Origin of the sequence: Streptomyces sp. NPDC091272 (genome assembly GCF_044757485.1) — a bacterium.
Taxonomy (GTDB): domain Bacteria; phylum Actinomycetota; class Actinomycetes; order Streptomycetales; family Streptomycetaceae; genus Streptomyces.
In genome coordinates, this window is record NZ_JBIVVC010000001.1 from 367173 (window position 1) to 383461 (window position 16289).

Genomic DNA, 16289 nt, shown 5'->3' on the forward strand with positions numbered 1-16289 from the left:
CCTCTGCCTCTGCCTCTGCCTCTGCCTCTGCTGTGCTCAGCCTGCCGATGGGATGGACCGTGCAAGACGTACTCGACCTGGTGGTGGTGTCGAGGGCCGAGGACGCGGCCCTCGACTTCCTCTCCGTACTCGGCGGGCCCACGGCTGTGGATCCCGTGCCCGGCGCGGGGCCCCGCGGAGAGATCCGGGTGCTGTGCTGTGACACCGGGCAGTGGGTGGACCTGCCGGCCGGTGGCTCCCTGGCCGACCGGCTGGCCGCCCTGGCCCCGCACGTGCGCCCGCCGCAGGCGCACAGCGCCCCGCCGGGTGCGCAGGAGCTGTCCGGGCTGCTCCGCGAGGCCGCCGGCGAGCGCGGCGCCCGGGTGTGGACCCATTCGCCCGCGGACAACCGCCGCGGTCGCGGGCGGATCGGCCGGGACGTCGCGGCCGGGGATCACGGGCTGCCGGTGCGGCACGCCGTCGGCTACTCCCCGTACCTCCAGTTCGTCAGCGACGAGGACCGTCCGCTGGACCGGGCCCAGGTCGCCGCCAAGCTTGACTTCGTCAACCGGCACTGCGGTGCGCTGCTGAGCTCGGACGAGCCCGAGACGATGGTCTACACGGCGCGCGTACCGGCCACGGAGCGCTTCTTCACCACAGCGGGGCCGCGCGAACGTGAGGGCCTGTACGCCCTGTTGGCCAGCCTCGACGAGGAGGCGGCCACGGTCGCCGACCCGTGGGAGTTCGAGACCTCCGCCTACGAGCGGACCAGGCTGGACGCCACCACCGCGTGGGTGGCCCGGCACCGCGAGCCCGACGGGGGGCAGCTGGTCGAGGCGGGTGCCTGCGAGGGCGCGCTCACGGTGCGGCTCGCCGCCAAGGGGTTCGAGGTCGACGCGACCGAACCCAACGCCCTCTTCCGGGCGCGGCTCACCGGGAACGTCGCCACGGGCCACGACGGGGTGCGTGTGCACGCGGACCCGCTGGAGGAGCTGGCGCGGACACGACGGCTGCCGGGGGCGGCGTACCTCCTGGTCGAAATGCTCTACTACGGCCAGGAACTGGACCTCCTCGACGACCTGCCGACCGATGTCGTGTTCCTGGCCCTCGAACCCGCCGCACTGGCCGAGCGCGTCCGCCCGTGGCTGGCCGGGACGTCCCGGTGGCACCTGGTGGACGAGAGCGTGCTGGTCGCCCCGGCCCTGGAGCCGGTGTGCGGCGGACGCGCCTATCTGAGCAAGCGCGGAAGTACCGGGCTGGTGCTGCGCAGGTCGATCGTGTGACGCGACCTGTCGACCTGTCGTCCTGCCGACCGGCCGCCTGAGGGCTCCGCGAACACGCTGCCCTGATGACTCACCCCCCTCTGCCGAAGGTGACCTTCGATGAGTTCTCTCGTGTCCTTGGTGAACGCCTGCCTGCTGCCCGCGTACGACGGGCGGATTCCGCCCGACTGGGTCAAACGCGCACTCGACCAGGGCCTCGCCGGGGTCGGGCTCTTCGGCACCAACCTCCTGCCACCCGGCGGCCCGCTCCGCACGGACATCGTCGATCCGCTGCGCGCGGTGCGCCCCGACGCGCTGATCGCCCTGGACGAGGAGGGCGGTGACGTCACCCGGCTCGACTACCACCGGGGCAGCGTCTACCCGGGCAACCACGCCCTCGGAGCCGTGGACGACACCGCCCTGACCCGGGAGGTGGCCGAGGCCGTCGCCGACGACCTGCGGGACGCCGGCGTCAACCTCTGCCTCGGACCGTGCGCGGACGTCAACTCCCGGCCCGCCAACCCGATCATCGGCGTACGTTCCTTCGGCGCGGCCCCCGGCCTGGTCGCCCGGCACACACGTGCCTTCGTGGCCGGTCTCCAGGGGCGCGGGGTGGCCGCCACCCTCAAGCACTTCCCGGGCCACGGCGACACCGGCACCGACTCGCACTCCTGGCTGCCGGACATCCCGCGTCCGCTCGACTCGCTGCGTGCGCTCGAACTCCCGCCCTTCGCCGAGGGGTTCGCGGCCGGGGCCAAGGCGGTGATGACAGGTCACATCAGGCTGCCCCAGGTCGACGACCTGCCCGCCACCCTGAGCCGGCGCGTGGTCACCGGGCTGCTGCGCGAGGAAATGGGTTACGAAGGCGTCGTCATCAGCGACGCACTGGAGATGGCACCCATCCTCGACCGCTGGGGCTTCGGCGGGGCCGCCGTGCTCGCCTGGTCCGCGGGCGTCGACCTGGTCCTGCTCGGCGCGACGGACGGGGAGAAGATCCTGCCCGAGGTGTACGAGGCCGTGGAACGCGCCCTCGCCACGGGGGAGTTGGCGCGTGACCGGCTGGAGGAGGCCGCCGCCAGGATCGCGGACCTGCGTGCCTGGGCGGCCCCCTCCGCTGCCGTCGCCCGCACCGCTCTGGACCCGGTCGGCGTCGGCCTCGCCGCCGCGAGGCGTGCCCTGACCGGTGTGGGGCTCCCGGTCCTGCCGCGGACAGGGCCCGTGCACGTCCTGCGGCTGGTTGTCGGCGCCAACCTGGCGGTGGGAGAGGCCCCTTGGGGACTGGCGCACAGCCTGGAGCGGCTCGGCCGGCTCGGTTCCGCCACCGATGTCGAGCCAGGGACGGACCACCGCCGGATTCCGTTGCCGGGGGACGAAGGCGGGGACGCGGGCGGAGATGGGCGCGGTGGCGAGCATTTTGGCGAGGACGGGCGTGGTGGCGAGCACGGGTACGGCCCGGTGGTCGTGGTCGTACGGGACGCCGCGCGTGACCCCTGGCAGCAGGAGACGCTGGCCGCCCTGCGGGCCAGGCGGCCCGGCCTGATCGCCGTCGAGATGGGCCTGACGCCCGTCCCTGCGCCGACCGCGCCGACCCTCCTGACCCGTGGCGCCGGACTCGCGAACGCGATGGCCGCCGCAGAGCTGCTCACCGGCCGCCTCTGGGCCGGCCCCCTGCGCACCTGAACCCGCGGGACCGCCGGGGCGGAGCTGCCCGCCGGTTGCCGCTGGGCCTCCGCGCTCCTGTGATCGAGGGGCCGCCCCGGTGGAACGGCCCGCGGGTCGTCTCTGGGCCTCCGCGCTCCTGTGACCGAGGGGCCGCCCCCGGTGGAACGGCGCACGGGTCGCCTCTGGGCCTCCGCGCACCTGCAACCGAGGGTCCGCGCGGCGGAGCTGCCCGCCGGCCGCTTCTGGCCGGCCCCCGCGCACCTGCGACCGAGGGCCCGCTCGGGCGGAGCTGCCCACCGGCCGCTTCTGGCCGGCCCCCGCGCACCTGCGACCGAGGGCCCGCTCGGGTGGAGCTGCTCACCGGCCACCTCCGGGACGGCCCCGCTCACCCGAATGCGCGGGACCGCCCCGGCGAAGCTGCCCACCGGCCGCTTCTGGGCCGGCCCCCGCGCACCCGAACCCGCAGGATGACCCCGGCGAAGCGGCCCACCGGCCGCCGCCCCCGGGTCGGCCCGCGCACCTGAACCCGTGCAGGGCCGCATCTGCCCGCGCGGCCCCGGCCTGCGCCTTCCTCCCCTCCTCCCCTCCTCCCCTCCTCCCCCCCTCCCCCACCCTGAACTGGAGAGCCGTGTGACCCCGGTGCCCCCCGCGTCCCGCCCCGCCCCGCGCCCCCCGGCCCCGTACGACGTCTGTGCCGGGCTCGGGTACCACTGCGAGTCGACCCATCAGATCCGCCGCATCACCGGCGAGGAACGTGCCCACTTCTTCGACTGGCTCGACCTCGACTTCGAGTCGGTGCTCGCACTCCTCGACACCGACTTCCGGGACGTACTGCTGCCCGGACGGTCCGAGCCCTTCAGCGACGGGCTGTGCGCGCACGACCGCGGCACCGGGATCCGGTTCTTCCACGAGTTCCACCCCGCCCCGGGAGAACCGATCACCCAGGCCGACATCGAGAAGCAAATCCCGGCTGTGCGGAGCAAGTTCGCGTATCTCGCCGATCGCTGGCGCGAGCTGGACCGCTCGCCGGCGCGGGTTCTCTACGTCCATCACGACGCCTTCGACGAGCTCAAGGACACCGATCTCGGCAGGCTGCGGGACCTGTTGGCGTCCCGCCGGCCGCAGCACCGGTTCGCGGTGCTCTGGCTGCGCCGCACCCCGCCCGGGAGCGTGGCCGCGCTGCCGCCCGGCGTCGTCTGGGACACCGTTCCCGAGGTGCCGGGGCGCTGGCAGGGCTCCGACGCCGCGTGGGACCGCGTGTTCGACGCCCTGGACCCGCGCTCCCTGTGGCCCTCCTGACCCCGTTCCCGCCCCCACTCCGCCCCGCCCCTCACCATCACCTCGCTCCCTCGCCCCCTTGCCCGCCGCCCCAGGAGGAACACCACCTCATGCCCGCCGTACCGCGCGTTCCCTGGCACACCGTCGTTCTCTCCCCGCACTTCGACGACGCCGTCTTCTCCCTCGCGGGAATCCTCGCCGCCCTGCCCGGCCCGACCGCCGTCGTCACCGTGCACGGCGGCGCACCCGCCGCCGGAGCCCCCGTCTCCTGGTGGGACGACAGCTGCGGCTTCTCCTCCGCGCACGAGGCGCACCGCGCCCGCGTCGCCGAGGACGCCGCCGCCTGCGCCCGCATCGGCGTCGAGCAGGTCGTGCTCGACCACCCCGACGGCCCCTACGCCCAGGGCGCCGAGCTCACCGGCCTGGACACCTTCCTGCAGGGCCTGCCCCCGGGCACCGGCGTATGGGTTCCGCTCGGCAGCAACCAGCCCGACCACGAGGCGGTCCGGCGCCGCGCCACCCAGGTCCTCGACCGGCTCGGCGCACCCCTGCCCCTGGTCTACGCCGACCTCCCGTACACCGGCCACCTCCCGGAGTGGGGCACCGACGCCGCGAGCAAGGCCCTCGCGCGGAGCCCGATGTGCGGTCTCGCGTACCAGGACCTGCTGCGCACCCACCGCACCGCCGTCCGCCACCAGCTCGTCCTGGACGACGACCGGTGGGCCGCCAAGCGGGCAGCCGTCCAGTGCTACGGCTCCCAGCTCGCGCCGCTGGCCGCCGACCACGGCAACTTCCTCGCCCGCGGCGGCCCCCTGCGCGCCGAACTGGTCTGGTCACTGGAGCCCCGCACCCCCCTGGAGCCCGCGTGCTGACCCCGGCCGCCGACGACCCGCGTCCCCCGGTGCTCGTGGTCCGCGACCTCGTCAAGGAGTACGTGCGGGGCCGCGCGGTCGACGGCGTCACGCTCACCGTCCGTACGGGCGAACGCCTCGGGCTGCTCGGTCCCAACGGAGCGGGCAAGACCACCACCCTCCTGATGTGCCTGGGCGCGGTCGAACCCGACGCGGGCAGCGTCGAGATACTCGGCCACCGGCTGCCCGACGACCGGGCCCGCGCCATGCAGGGCGTCGGCTTCGTCGCGGGCTACCTGCCGCTGCCCGACCGGGTCAGGGTGGTGGAGTACCTGCGGCTGTACGCGGACCTGTACGGGCTCCGCGACCCGCACGCGGCGGTCGCCGAGGCCCTGCGGCGGTTCGGCATCGAGCACCTGGCCGCCGCCATCGGCACCCAGCTCTCCAGCGGCCAGCGCACCCTGGTCGGCATCGCCAAGGCGGCCCTGCACCACCCCCGCCTGATGATCCTGGACGAACCCACCGCCTCCCTGGACCCGGACATCGCGCTCCGGGTGCGTACCGCCCTGCTCGCCCTGTCCGCCGAGCGCGGCACCGCCCTCCTGGTCACCAGCCACGACATGACCGAGGTGGAACGCCTCTGTGAACGGGTCGTGTTCCTGCACGCCGGACGCGTCGCCGCCGACGGCGCCCCCGCCGACGTGGCCAGCTCCTTCGGCCGCAGCGACCTCGAAGGCGTCTTCCTGCACCTCGCCGCCGAACGTGACAAGGCCCGCGACAGCGAAAGGGCGTCCACCGCATGAGCAGCAGCCCCGCCCAGGACGCCCTCGCACCCCCGGGCGCCGAGGGCCCCGCCCTCCGCTCCCCGGCCGCCGCCTCCGTCCACCGGGTACGCGCGGTGGCCCGCCGGCACTGGCTGGTGCTCAAGCGCAGCCCGCACCGCTTCTTCGACGTGCTGGTCTGGCCACTCGTGGACACCCTGCTGTACGGCTCCATCGGCCTGTTCGCCGCCGAGGCCGCGGGCGAAGGTCCGGGCGCCACCACCGCGGTGGCCGTCTACCTGCTGAGCGGCACCGTCCTGTGGCACCTCGTCCACCAGACCCAGATCTCGCTCGCCACCGGCTTCCTGGAGGAGACCTGGTCGCGCAACATCCTTGGGCTGCTGGCCACCCCGATGCGCGACTGGGAGTACCTCGCGGGTGTCGGACTCTTCGCCCTCGTGCGCACGGCGGCGAGCACCGTCGCGGTCGCCGCACTCGCCCTCGCCGCCTACGCCTTCGACGTCACCCGTCTCGGCCTCGGCCTGATCCCGGTGGCCGCCCTGCTGCTGGCCTCCGGCTGGGCGGTGGCGCTCCTGGTCGTCGGGCTGGTGCTGCGGTACGGCAGCGGGGCGGAGGCCCTGGTGTGGGGCGCGCTGTCGGTGGTGATGCCGCTCTCCGGCGTCTTCTACCCGGTCACCACGCTGCCCACGGTCCTCCAGCCCGTCGCCCAGGCGCTGCCCACCACCCACGTCTTCGCGGTCGGCCGCACCCTGGCCTCGGGCGCGCCGATGCCGTGGGGCGAGCTCGCCCTCGCCGCAGGTGGCACCGCGGTACTGACGCTGCTGAGCCTGCTGGCCCTGCGCCGGATGCTGCGTACCTTCCGCCGCAAGGGCCTGGTGACCCGCTACTCCTGACGGCGTCGGCGGCGCGGCCTGCGGGGGCTCAGGCCTCCGGGGCCTGCGCCGCCAGCGCCGTCACCAGCAGCGGGGTGACCAGCTCGATCTGCCACTGCCTCGCCCCGTAGGCGGCCAGCGCCCCGGCCACGGTCTCCGCGGTCGCGGGCTTCGGCGGCTCCCAGCACAGCCGGCGCACCGTGTCCGGGGTGATCAGGTTCTCCTGCGGCATGGTGATCTCCTCGGCCTTCGCCGAGACCGCCGCGCGTGCGGCGGACAGCCTGGCCGCCGCCACCGGGTCCTTGTCGGCCCAGGAGCGGGGCGGCGGAGGGCCCGCGACCGCCTGCCCGGGCTGCGGCAGCTCGATGTCGGGCAGCGCCTTCGCCCGGTCGATCGCGGTCTGCCACTGCTCCAGCTGACGCCGTCCCATCCGGTGCCCGAAGCCGGGCAGGGCGGCCAGCGCGGTCGCGTTCAGCGGCACCGCCAGGGACGCCTCGACGATCGCGGAGTCGCTCAGCACCTTGCCGGGGGAGACGTCGCGGCGCTGCGCGATGGCGTCCCTGGCGTTCCACAGCTCCCGTACGACCGCGAGCCTGCGCCGGCCGCGCACCTTGTGCATCCCGGAGGTGCGCCGCCAGGGGTCCTTGCGCGGCTGCGCGGGCGGCGCCTCGGCGATCGCACGGAACTCCTGGAGCGCCCAGTCGAGCTTGCCCTGCCGGTCCAGCTCCTTCTCCAGCGCGTCGCGCAGGTCCACCAGCAGTTCGACGTCGAGCGCCGCGTACCGCAGCCAGGGCTCCGGGAGCGGGCGGGTCGACCAGTCGACGGCGGAGTGGCCCTTCTCCAGCGCGTACCCGAGGAGGTTCTCGACGATGGCGCCGAGGCCCACGCGCGGGATGCCCGCAAGGCGTCCGGCCAGCTCCGTGTCGAAGATCCGGGTCGGGATCATGCCTATTTCGCGCAGGCAGGGGAGGTCCTGGGTGGCCGCGTGCAGCACCCACTCCGCGTCCGCGATCACTTCGCCGAGGCCGGACAGGTCGGGGCAGCCGACCGGGTCGATCAGAGCACTGCCCGCGCCCTCGCGGCGCAGCTGTACGAGATATGCCTTCTGTCCGTACCGGTAGCCGGACGCGCGCTCGGCGTCGACGGCCACGGGGCCGGTTCCGGCGGCGAACGCCGCGATCACTTCGTCGAGGGCCTCCTGCGTCGCCACGACGGGGGGAATGCCCTCGCGTGGCTCCAACAGCGGGATCGGCGCCGGTTCGACGTCGTCCGGGGGGCCGCCCCCGGTGGTTCGCAGGTCTGCTTCTGCTGCGGTCTCTTGGGCGTCGGTCACCCGTCAAGGGTATCTGTGTATGACAGCGGCACGACGACCGAGCACCGGGGCGCGCGCCCGGGGTGCCACGAGCGCCGCCCGGACACCACCCGGGGGCCCTGCGGCGAATCGTTCCGCCGCCGGGCCCCCGGGTGTCTGCGAGGCGTGCGCGGGGCCGGCCCGCCGGGTGCCTGGAGGCTCACCCGGGCCGGGACCCGTGCCCGCCGCTCAGTGGATGATGCCGGTGCGCAGGGCCACCGCGACCATGCCGGCCCGGTCGCCCGTGCCCAGCTTGCGGGCGATGCGTGCCAGGTGGCTCTTGACGGTCAGGGCGGACAGGCCCATCGAGACTCCGATGGCCTTGTTGGACTGCCCCTCGGCGACGAGTCTGAGGACTTCGACCTCACGGCCGGAGAGCTCGCGGTAGCCGCCCGGGTGGCTCGGGGAACCCGGGGGGCGGCGCTGCATGCGGGCGGCGGCGGCACCGATGGGGGCCATGCCGGGGCGGCCGGGGTGCTGGCCGATGTTGTTGCGGGTGCCGGTGACGACATAGCCCTTCACACCGCCCGCGAGGGCGTTGCGTACGGCGCCGATGTCGTCGGCGGCGGACAGGGCGAGACCGTTGGGCCAGCCCGCCGCGCGGGTCTCGGACAGCAGGGTCAGTCCGGAACCGTCGGGGAGGTGGACGTCGGCCACGCAGATGTCGCGCGGGCTGCCGACCCTGGGGCGGGCCTCGGCGATGGAGGACGCTTCGATGACGTCACGTACCCCAAGTGCCCACAGGTGGCGGGTGACGGTGGAGCGGACGCGCGGATCGGCCACGACGACCATGGCGGTCGGCTTGTTCGGCCGGTAGGCGCCAATGCTTGCGGGCTGCTCAAGGAGAACGGACACCAGGCCTCCGGGGGAGTAGCGGGAAGGCTCCGGCCGAGGGGGGTCAAGCCGGGGCGAACCGTGCTGGAAGGGTCAATGTCCTCTTCGGCAGCAATCCCGCCCGGCTTTAGGGAAAGATCACGAATTGATGAGTAACAATTCGGGCAATTCGGATAGACGATCGATGAATTCCCTGATCAGAGCACCGGTTCGATGATCCGTCAGGGAGGCCCCGACAACCTGCGCCCCCCGTCGACGACCCGTCAGAGTGACTGCGGGCCGCGCCGCTGCGGCAGCGAGACCACGCCGGACAGCCCCTGGACCCCCGTTTCGAGGCCGCCCGCCGTGGCCGGCGGCAGCCCGGCGACCTGGCACAGCAGGTCGCACCAGGCCGCCAGGTAGGACGCCGTGTCCGGCACGCCGCCGAGACCCTCGCGCGGGGTCCAGGAGGCGCGGATCTCGATCTGGGTGGCGGGCCGCCGGTCGGCGAGCCCGCCGAAGTAGTGCGAACCCGCCCGGGTCACGGTGCCGCTCGCCTCTCCGTACGAGAGCCCCCGTGCCTCCATCGCGCCGGTCAGCCACGACCAGCAGACCTCCGGCAGGAGCGGGTCGGCGGCCATCTCGGGCTCCAGCTCCGCCCGTACGAGCGTCACCAGCCGGAAGGTGCCCTGCCAGGCGTCGTGACCCGCCGGGTCGTGCAGCAGCACGAGGCGGCCGTCGGCCAGGTCCTCGTCGCCGTCGACCGCCGCCGCCTCCAGCGCGTAGGCGTACGGAGCGAGCCGCTTGGGGGGCTTGGTCGGGTCGACCTCCACCTCGGGGCGCAGCCGGGCGGCCGCCAGCGCGTCCACCGCCTGCCGGAAGGGGAGCGGGGCAGTGTTCTCCTCCGTACCGTCCCTGGTGTCCCTGCCGTGCGAGTGACCGTGCGCGTCATCTGAAAATCGTCCCTGAGCCGGAGCCATGCGGGGAAGGGTAGGCGGAAGGGGGCCCCTGGAGCGGGAGAGACACCCGGCCCGGGACGAGTGCTTCCGCGCGCGTGCGAAGATTCTGGGCGTGAGTGCCAACGAAAGCCCCACGGGCCGTCCGCAGAGCAAGACGTACGACTCCGCCTTCCTGAAGGCGTGCAGGCGCGAGGCGGTGCCGCACACGCCGGTGTGGTTCATGCGGCAGGCGGGGCGCTCGCTGCCGGAGTACCTCAAGGTGCGCGAAGGCATTCCGATGCTGGAGTCGTGCATGCGGCCCGAGTTGGTCAAGGAGATCACCCTCCAGCCGGTGCGCCGCCACAAGGTCGACGCGGCGATCTACTTCAGCGACATCGTCGTCCCGCTCAAGGCCATCGGCATCGACCTGGACATCAAGCCGGGCGTCGGGCCGGTCGTCGCCGACCCGATCCGCACCAGGGCCGACCTGGACCGGTTGCGCGACCTGACCCCCGAGGACGTCTGGTACGTCACGGAGGCGATCGGGATGCTGGTGGAGGAGCTCGGCGAGACCCCGCTGATCGGCTTCGCGGGCGCGCCCTTCACCCTCGCGAGCTACCTCGTGGAGGGCGGTCCGTCCCGCAACCACGAGAACACCAAGGCCATGATGTACGGCGACCCGCAGCTGTGGGCCGACCTCGTGGACCGGCTCGCCTCCATCACGGGCGACTTCCTCAAGGTGCAGATCGAGGCCGGGGCGTCGGCCGTCCAGCTCTTCGACTCGTGGGTGGGCGCCCTGGCCCCCGCCGACTACGTCAGCTCGGTGATGCCCGCCTCGGCGAAGGTCTTCGACGCGGTCGCGTCCTACGACGTCCCGCGCATCCACTTCGGCGTGGGTACGGGCGAACTGCTCGGGCTGATGGGCGAGGCGGGCGCGGACGTCGTCGGCGTCGACTGGCGGGTCCCGCTGGACGAGGCGGCCCGCAGGGTCGGCCCCGGCAAGGCGCTGCAGGGCAACCTCGACCCCGCCGTCCTCTTCGCCACCCCCGAGGCGCTGATGGCGAAGACGGACGAGGTGCTGGAGGCGGCGAAGGGCCTGGAGGGACACATCTTCAACCTCGGGCACGGCGTACTGCCGTCGATGGACCCGGACGCGCTGTCGCGGCTGGTTGAGTACGTCCACACGCGGACGGCGAAGTAGGCCGCAGGGCGGGCGGGGCCGGCGCGGTACGCGGGCGTACGGGCCCCGGCCACGGCCGAGGTGGCGGGCCGGCCTGTGCGGCGGAGCCCAGGCCGGCCGTGCCGCGGACTCCGGCCCGGCTCGGCCCGGGCGGCGCGGTCTCCGGGCCCGGCCCGGGTCTCGCGGGCCGGGCGTTGCCGGGTGGGGCTAGGAACCTGCCTTGCGTACCGCCGTGACCGCCTTGCGGGCCGCGACCAGGACCGGGTCCCAGACCGGCGAGAACGGCGGGGCGTAGCCCAGGTCCAGGGCGGTCATCTGGTCGACCGTCATGTTCGCGGTGAGGGCGACCGCCGCGATGTCGACGCGCTTGGCGGCGCCCTCGCGGCCGACGATCTGGACACCGAGAAGGCGGCCGGTGCGGCGCTCGGCGGTCATCTTGACCGTCATCGTGGAGGCGCCCGGGTAGTAGCCCGCGCGGCTCGTCGACTCGATGCGCGCCGTCACGAACTGGAAGCCCTCCGCGCGGGCGTCCTTCTCGCGCAGGCCGGTCCTGGCGATCTCCAGGTCGCAGACCTTGCTCACGGCCGTGCCCACGACGCCGGGGAAGGTGGCGTAGTCGCCGCCGACGTTGTGGCCGATGATCTGGCCGTGCTTGTTGGCGTGCGTGCCCAGGGCGATGTGCCGCAGCCGCCCTGACACCAGGTCGAGAACCTCGACGCAGTCACCGCCGGCCCAGATGTCCTCGTGCCCGCGAACCCGCATGGACATGTCGGTGACCAGGCCGCCGGAGTCACCGAGCGGCAGGCCGGCCGCCTTCGCGAGGGTGGTCTCGGGGGCGACACCGATGCCCAGGACCACCACGTCCGCCGGGTAGGTGGACTCCTTCGTGGCGACTCCGCAGGCCCGGCCGTCGGAGTCGGTGAGGATCTCGGTGACCTCGGCGCTGGAGACGTTGGTGATGCCCATCCCGTTCATCGCCTCGTTGACGAGGGCGCCCATGTCCGGGTCGAGGGTGGCCATCGGCTGCTCGCCGCGGTTGAGGACGGTGACCTCGTACCCGCGCTTGATCATCGCCTCGGCCATCTCCACGCCGATGTACCCGGCGCCGACGACGACCGCGCGCCGGCCCTCGGTCTTCGCCAGGGTGTCGATCAGCGCCTGGCCGTCGTCCAGGTTCTGCACGCCGTGCACGCCCGGGGCGTCGATACCGGGGATCGGCGGGCGGACCGGGCGGGCGCCGGTGGCGATGACGAGCTTGTCGTAGCCGGTCCAGACGTCGTTGCCGGTCTTGAGGTTGCGGGACTTCACCCGGCGGCCCTCGACGTCGATCTCGGTGACCTCCGTCTGCATCCGCAGGTCGATCTCGCGGGCGCGGTGCTCGTCGGGCGTACGGGCCACGAGGTCGTCGGGCGACTTGACGTCACCGCCCACCCAGTACGGGATCCCGCAGGCGGAGTACGAGGTGAAGTGGCCGCGCTCGAACGCGATGATCTTGAGCTCGTCGGGGCCCTTGAGTCTGCGGGCCTGCGAGGCGGCGGACATGCCTGCCGCGTCGCCGCCGATCACGATGAGGGTCTGCGGGGTACTGGTCATGCGCACACGCTATGGCCTCCCCCAACCCCACGCCCCAGGGCCTCCCCACCACCCATTTCCCCAACCCCCCCCACCCCGCCCCCCAGCCTCCTTGGGCAGCGGGTCCGCCCCCCTGGTCCACCCCCAGCCTCCTTGGGCAGCGGGGCCGCCCCCCGGGGGCGGGACGGGTGGGCAAGGGGGCGGCCCCGCGACCGCCCCGCCCCACCCGTTACCCCTCGCTCCGCGACCGCCCCTCCCTCGGGGACGGGAGGCCCGAGCCGTCGCCCGCCCGCTCGCCGTCCGAGGGCGGAAGATCCGAGCCGCCCGCCGCCCGGTTCCCGTCCGGGGACGGGAACCCCGAGCCACCCCCCGGCCCCCCTCCACCCGGCGCCAGCCGCGCCCGCACCGGCATCACCACCCGCCGCCACACCAGATACACCAGCACCAGCGCCACCGCGAACGGCGCCACCGCCCCCACCACCATCGCGATCCACCGCACCGTCGTCAGGAACGCCTGCCAGCCGCCGTCCAGGGCGTCCAGGAAGCCCGGCTCGTCCTCCTGCGCCACCACCACCGGTTTCTTCTTCGGCGCGGGCTCCGAGATGACCAGAGTGATCGTCGCCATGCCCGTACTGTCCCGCAGGGCGGACTGCTGGGCGAGCAGGGACTCCAACTCGGCCTGGCGGGTGGAGAGTTCCGCCTCCAGCGAGACCACGTCGCTCAGCTTCACCGCCCGGTCCATGAAGTCCTGGACCCTCGCCACACTCACCCGCTGCGACTTGATCCGGCTGGTGACGTCGACCACCTGGTCGGTGACGTCCTTCGCCTCCGCCTTGCGGGCCAGCAGCTTGCCGCCGCTGTTCTCCAGCGTGGTCAGCGTCTCGGAGTACTTGTCCTGCGGGACGCGCAGCGAGACGCGCGAGTAGACGTGTCCCGAGGCGTCGCGTTCGGTGGACTCGCTGCCGACCAGACCGCCCGCCGACTCGGCCGTCGTACGGGCCCTGGCGAGCGCCGCCGTCGCACTGGGCACCTGGATGTGGAGTTCGGCGGTACGGATGACATGGGCCTGCACCGCAGGCGGGGCCTTGGGCCCGGCCGCCCCCGGGCCCGGCTTCGACTGGTCCGCGGCCCCGCCGCCCGCGCCAGTCCCACGCTCCGCCGGCTGCCGGTTCTGCGGCGCCTGGACGGGCCCGTCCGCCTTGCTGGCACCGCCCGCGTCGCCGCCGGCCGAGCAGCCCCCGGCCGCGAGTGTCGCCGCGACCACCGCGGCGCCCACCCAGGACAGGCGCCTGTGACGTCCTGCACCACGAGCTGTCGTACGCAACTCTGCACGCATTGCGGTCCCCCCGAAGACGGTGATGGGTGTTGCAGGTTCGACGTACGAGGCGTGCGTACGGGTTGCCCTCTGCCGGTCCCGAAGCGGCCCCGAACCGGTCACGGACGGGACTCGGCGGTCACGACGCGGTCACGGCACGACCACGAGCGGTCCCCACCACGGGGTTTGAGAGAGTGGAGGCATGAACGGTACGGACGGGAAACAGGCTCATGTGGTCGTCGTCGGCGGCGGTGTCTCCGGACTCGCCGCCGCGCACCGGCTGGTCGCCGACGGCGCCCGGGTGACGGTGCTGGAGGCCACCGACCGGCTCGGCGGCAAGCTGGCGGCGGGCGAGATCGCGGGCGCCCCCGTCGACCTCGGCGCCGAATCGATGCTGGCCAGAAGGCCCGAGGCCGTCGACCTCGTCCGTGCGGTCGGGCTCGGCGACCGCCTCCAGCCGCCGTCGACCGCCACCGCCTCGCTGTGGAACCGCGGCACGCTGACCCCGATGCCCAAGGGCCATGTGATGGGCGTGCCGGGCGACCCGGCCGCACTGGGCGCGGTGCTCTCGGCCGAGGGCCTGGCCCGCATCGAGGAGGACCGCTCCCTGCCCCGTACCGAGGTGGGCGACGACATCGCGATCGGTGAGTACGTCGCCGCCAGGCTCGGCCGCGAGGTCGTCGACCGGCTCGTCGAACCGCTGCTCGGCGGGGTCTACGCCGGCGACGTCTACCGGACGTCGATGCGCGCCGCCGTGCCCACCCTGTACGACGCGGCCACCTCGTACGACTCCCTGCTGGAGGGTGTGCGGGAACTCCAGCGGCGCGCCGGGGCCAACCCGGCCACCGGGCCGGTCTTCATGGGCATCGACGGCGGCATCGGCACCCTGCCCGGCGCCGTCGCCGACGCGGTGCGCGCCGAGGGCGGCCGGATCCGCACCGAGACGCCCGTGGTGGAGCTGACCCGCACCCCCTCGCACTGGCTCGTCCGTACCGACAAGGAGACCCTTCAGGCGGACGGCGTCGTCCTCGCCGCCCCCGCCTGGTCCGCCGCCGCGCTGCTCGCCGACGAGTCCCCGGCCGCCGCGGCCGAACTGCGCGCCGTCGAGTACGCGTCGATGGCGCTCGTCACCATGGCCTTCTCCCGCAAGGAGGTCGACGCCGTGCTGCCGGAGGGGTCCGGCTTCCTGGTGCCGCCCGTCGACGGGCACACCATCAAGGCCTCCACCTTCTCGTCCCGCAAGTGGGGATGGGTGAGCGAGCACGCCCCCGACCTGTTCGTACTGCGTACGTCGGTGGGCAGGTACGGCGAGGAGGAGCATCTGCACCGCGACGACCACGAACTCGTCGACGTCTCGCTGCGCGACCTGTCGGCCGCCACCGGGCTGGCCGCGAGGCCCGTCGAGACCCTGGTCACCCGTTGGATCGGCGGGCTGCCCCAGTACCCCGTCGGCCATCTCTCCCGGGTCGCCCGCATCCGCGCCGCCGTCGCGAAGCTGCCGGGACTGCGGGTCTGCGGCGCCGCGTACGACGGTGTCGGCATCCCCGCCTGCGTCGGCAGCGGGCAGCGGGCGGCCACGGAGATCGCGGAAGAGATCTTGGCCACGCCCACCCTGGTGGAAGGCACGGCAGGCGGCGCGGGACAATAGCCACATGACTGCTCAGGAGAACGCCGCGAACGGGGCCGCCGCCGCCCACGGCAAGGCCCCGAACGCCGGCAAGAAGGCCAAGGACCTCAACGAGGTCGTCCGCTACACCCTGTGGTCCGTCTTCAAGCTGCGCGACGTGCTGCCGGAGGACCGCGACGGCTACGCCGACGAGGTCCAGGCGCTCTTCGACAAGCTCGCCGCCGAGGACGTCACCGTCCGCGGCACCTACGACGTCTCGGGCCTGCGCGCCGACGCCGACCTCATGATCTGGTGGCACGCCGAGACGGCCGACGAGCTCCAGAGCGCGTACAACCTCTTCCGCCGCACCAAGCTCGGGCGTGCGCTCGAACCGGTGTGGTCGAACATGGCGCTGCACCGCCCCGCCGAGTTCAACAAGTCGCACGTCCCGGCCTTCATCGCGGACGAGACCCCGCGCGACTACGTCTCGGTCTACCCCTTCGTGCGTTCCTACGACTGGTACCTGCTGCCCGACGAGGACCGCCGCCGTATGCTCGCCGACCACGGCAAGATGGCCCGCGGCTTCCCCGACGTGCGCGCCAACACGGTCGCCTCGTTCTCGCTCGGCGACTACGAGTGGATCCTGGCCTTCGAGGCCGACGAGCTGCACCGGATCGTCGACCTGATGCGCCACCTGCGGGGCTCCGAGGCCCGTATGCACGTCCGCGAGGAGGTGCCCTTCTACACCGGGCGCCGCAAGGACGTCGCCGACCTGGTGGCGGGGCTCGCGTAACTCCGTGGTCCTGTACCCCGTGCGTACGATTCCCG

14 protein-coding genes are annotated in these 16289 nt (G+C 73.7%); 9 read left to right on the forward strand and 5 right to left on the reverse strand.

From position 1 onward, the window contains the following. Window positions 1–59: 59 nt before the first annotated feature. The 6 genes from ACIQM4_RS01340 to ACIQM4_RS01365 all read left to right on the forward strand — a co-directional run bounded on the left by ACIQM4_RS01340 (window position 60) and on the right by ACIQM4_RS01365 (window position 6707). Entirely contained in the window at window positions 60–1262 is a 1203-nt protein-coding gene (locus tag ACIQM4_RS01340) for an SAM-dependent methyltransferase (RefSeq protein ID WP_401584336.1), read from the forward strand. 99 nt (window positions 1263–1361) lie between these two features. Next, the gene (locus ACIQM4_RS01345) at window positions 1362–2921 is read left to right on the forward strand and encodes a glycoside hydrolase family 3 protein (protein ID WP_401584339.1); all 1560 of its coding nucleotides are present in this window, start codon (window positions 1362–1364) and stop codon (window positions 2919–2921) included. 612 nt (window positions 2922–3533) lie between these two features. Then, complete coding sequence (locus ACIQM4_RS01350) at window positions 3534–4202, forward strand: papain-like cysteine peptidase (RefSeq protein ID WP_401584342.1); 669 nt, start codon at window positions 3534–3536, stop codon at window positions 4200–4202. Between the two features lie 89 nt (window positions 4203–4291). Beyond that, window positions 4292–5053 (forward strand): PIG-L deacetylase family protein, encoded by a 762-nt coding sequence (locus ACIQM4_RS01355; RefSeq protein WP_401584345.1) that lies wholly within the window; start codon window positions 4292–4294, stop codon window positions 5051–5053. Then, window positions 5047–5835 carry an ABC transporter ATP-binding protein gene (locus ACIQM4_RS01360; protein WP_401584347.1) on the forward strand — a complete coding sequence of 263 codons (789 nt, stop codon included), beginning with the start codon at window positions 5047–5049 and terminating at the stop codon, window positions 5833–5835. Before ACIQM4_RS01355 ends, ACIQM4_RS01360 begins: the two co-directional genes overlap by 7 nt. Beyond that, window positions 5832–6707, forward strand: coding sequence for an ABC transporter permease (locus tag ACIQM4_RS01365; RefSeq protein ID WP_401584350.1), 876 nt, complete (start codon window positions 5832–5834; stop codon window positions 6705–6707). Before ACIQM4_RS01360 ends, ACIQM4_RS01365 begins: the two co-directional genes overlap by 4 nt. Before the next feature lie 28 nt (window positions 6708–6735). On the opposite strand, the gene ACIQM4_RS01370 is transcribed toward ACIQM4_RS01365, so the two are convergent. From ACIQM4_RS01370 to ACIQM4_RS01380, 3 genes are all read right to left on the reverse strand, one after another. Beyond that, entirely contained in the window at window positions 6736–8019 is a 1284-nt protein-coding gene (locus ACIQM4_RS01370; protein ID WP_401584353.1) for an HRDC domain-containing protein, read from the reverse strand. 207 nt (window positions 8020–8226) lie between these two features. Further along, complete coding sequence (locus ACIQM4_RS01375; protein ID WP_401584356.1) at window positions 8227–8892, reverse strand: LuxR C-terminal-related transcriptional regulator; 666 nt, start codon at window positions 8890–8892, stop codon at window positions 8227–8229. 242 nt (window positions 8893–9134) lie between these two features. Then, entirely contained in the window at window positions 9135–9830 is a 696-nt protein-coding gene (locus ACIQM4_RS01380; RefSeq protein WP_401584359.1) for a DUF3000 domain-containing protein, read from the reverse strand. 91 nt (window positions 9831–9921) lie between these two features. Between ACIQM4_RS01380 and hemE the strand changes: the two genes are divergently transcribed. After that, window positions 9922–10989 carry a uroporphyrinogen decarboxylase gene (hemE, locus tag ACIQM4_RS01385; protein ID WP_401584362.1) on the forward strand — a complete coding sequence of 356 codons (1068 nt, stop codon included), beginning with the start codon at window positions 9922–9924 and terminating at the stop codon, window positions 10987–10989. 186 nt (window positions 10990–11175) lie between these two features. Here the strand turns inward: hemE and ACIQM4_RS01390 are convergent, their stop codons facing one another. After that, window positions 11176–12561: an FAD-dependent oxidoreductase gene (locus tag ACIQM4_RS01390; RefSeq protein ID WP_401584364.1), complete on the reverse strand. Its 1386-nt coding sequence runs from the start codon at window positions 12559–12561 to the stop codon at window positions 11176–11178. 208 nt (window positions 12562–12769) lie between these two features. Further along, window positions 12770–13816, reverse strand: coding sequence for a DUF4349 domain-containing protein (locus ACIQM4_RS01395; RefSeq protein ID WP_401584367.1), 1047 nt, complete (start codon window positions 13814–13816; stop codon window positions 12770–12772). Window positions 13817–14057: 241 nt separating this feature from the next. Between ACIQM4_RS01395 and hemG the strand changes: the two genes are divergently transcribed. Together hemG and hemQ are read left to right on the forward strand one after the other, a co-directional pair. Continuing rightward, the gene (gene hemG / locus ACIQM4_RS01400) at window positions 14058–15503 is read left to right on the forward strand and encodes a protoporphyrinogen oxidase (RefSeq protein ID WP_401584370.1); all 1446 of its coding nucleotides are present in this window, start codon (window positions 14058–14060) and stop codon (window positions 15501–15503) included. Window positions 15504–15507: 4 nt separating this feature from the next. Next, the gene (gene hemQ, locus ACIQM4_RS01405; RefSeq protein ID WP_401584372.1) at window positions 15508–16254 is read left to right on the forward strand and encodes a hydrogen peroxide-dependent heme synthase; all 747 of its coding nucleotides are present in this window, start codon (window positions 15508–15510) and stop codon (window positions 16252–16254) included. Window positions 16255–16289: the final 35 nt, after the last annotated feature.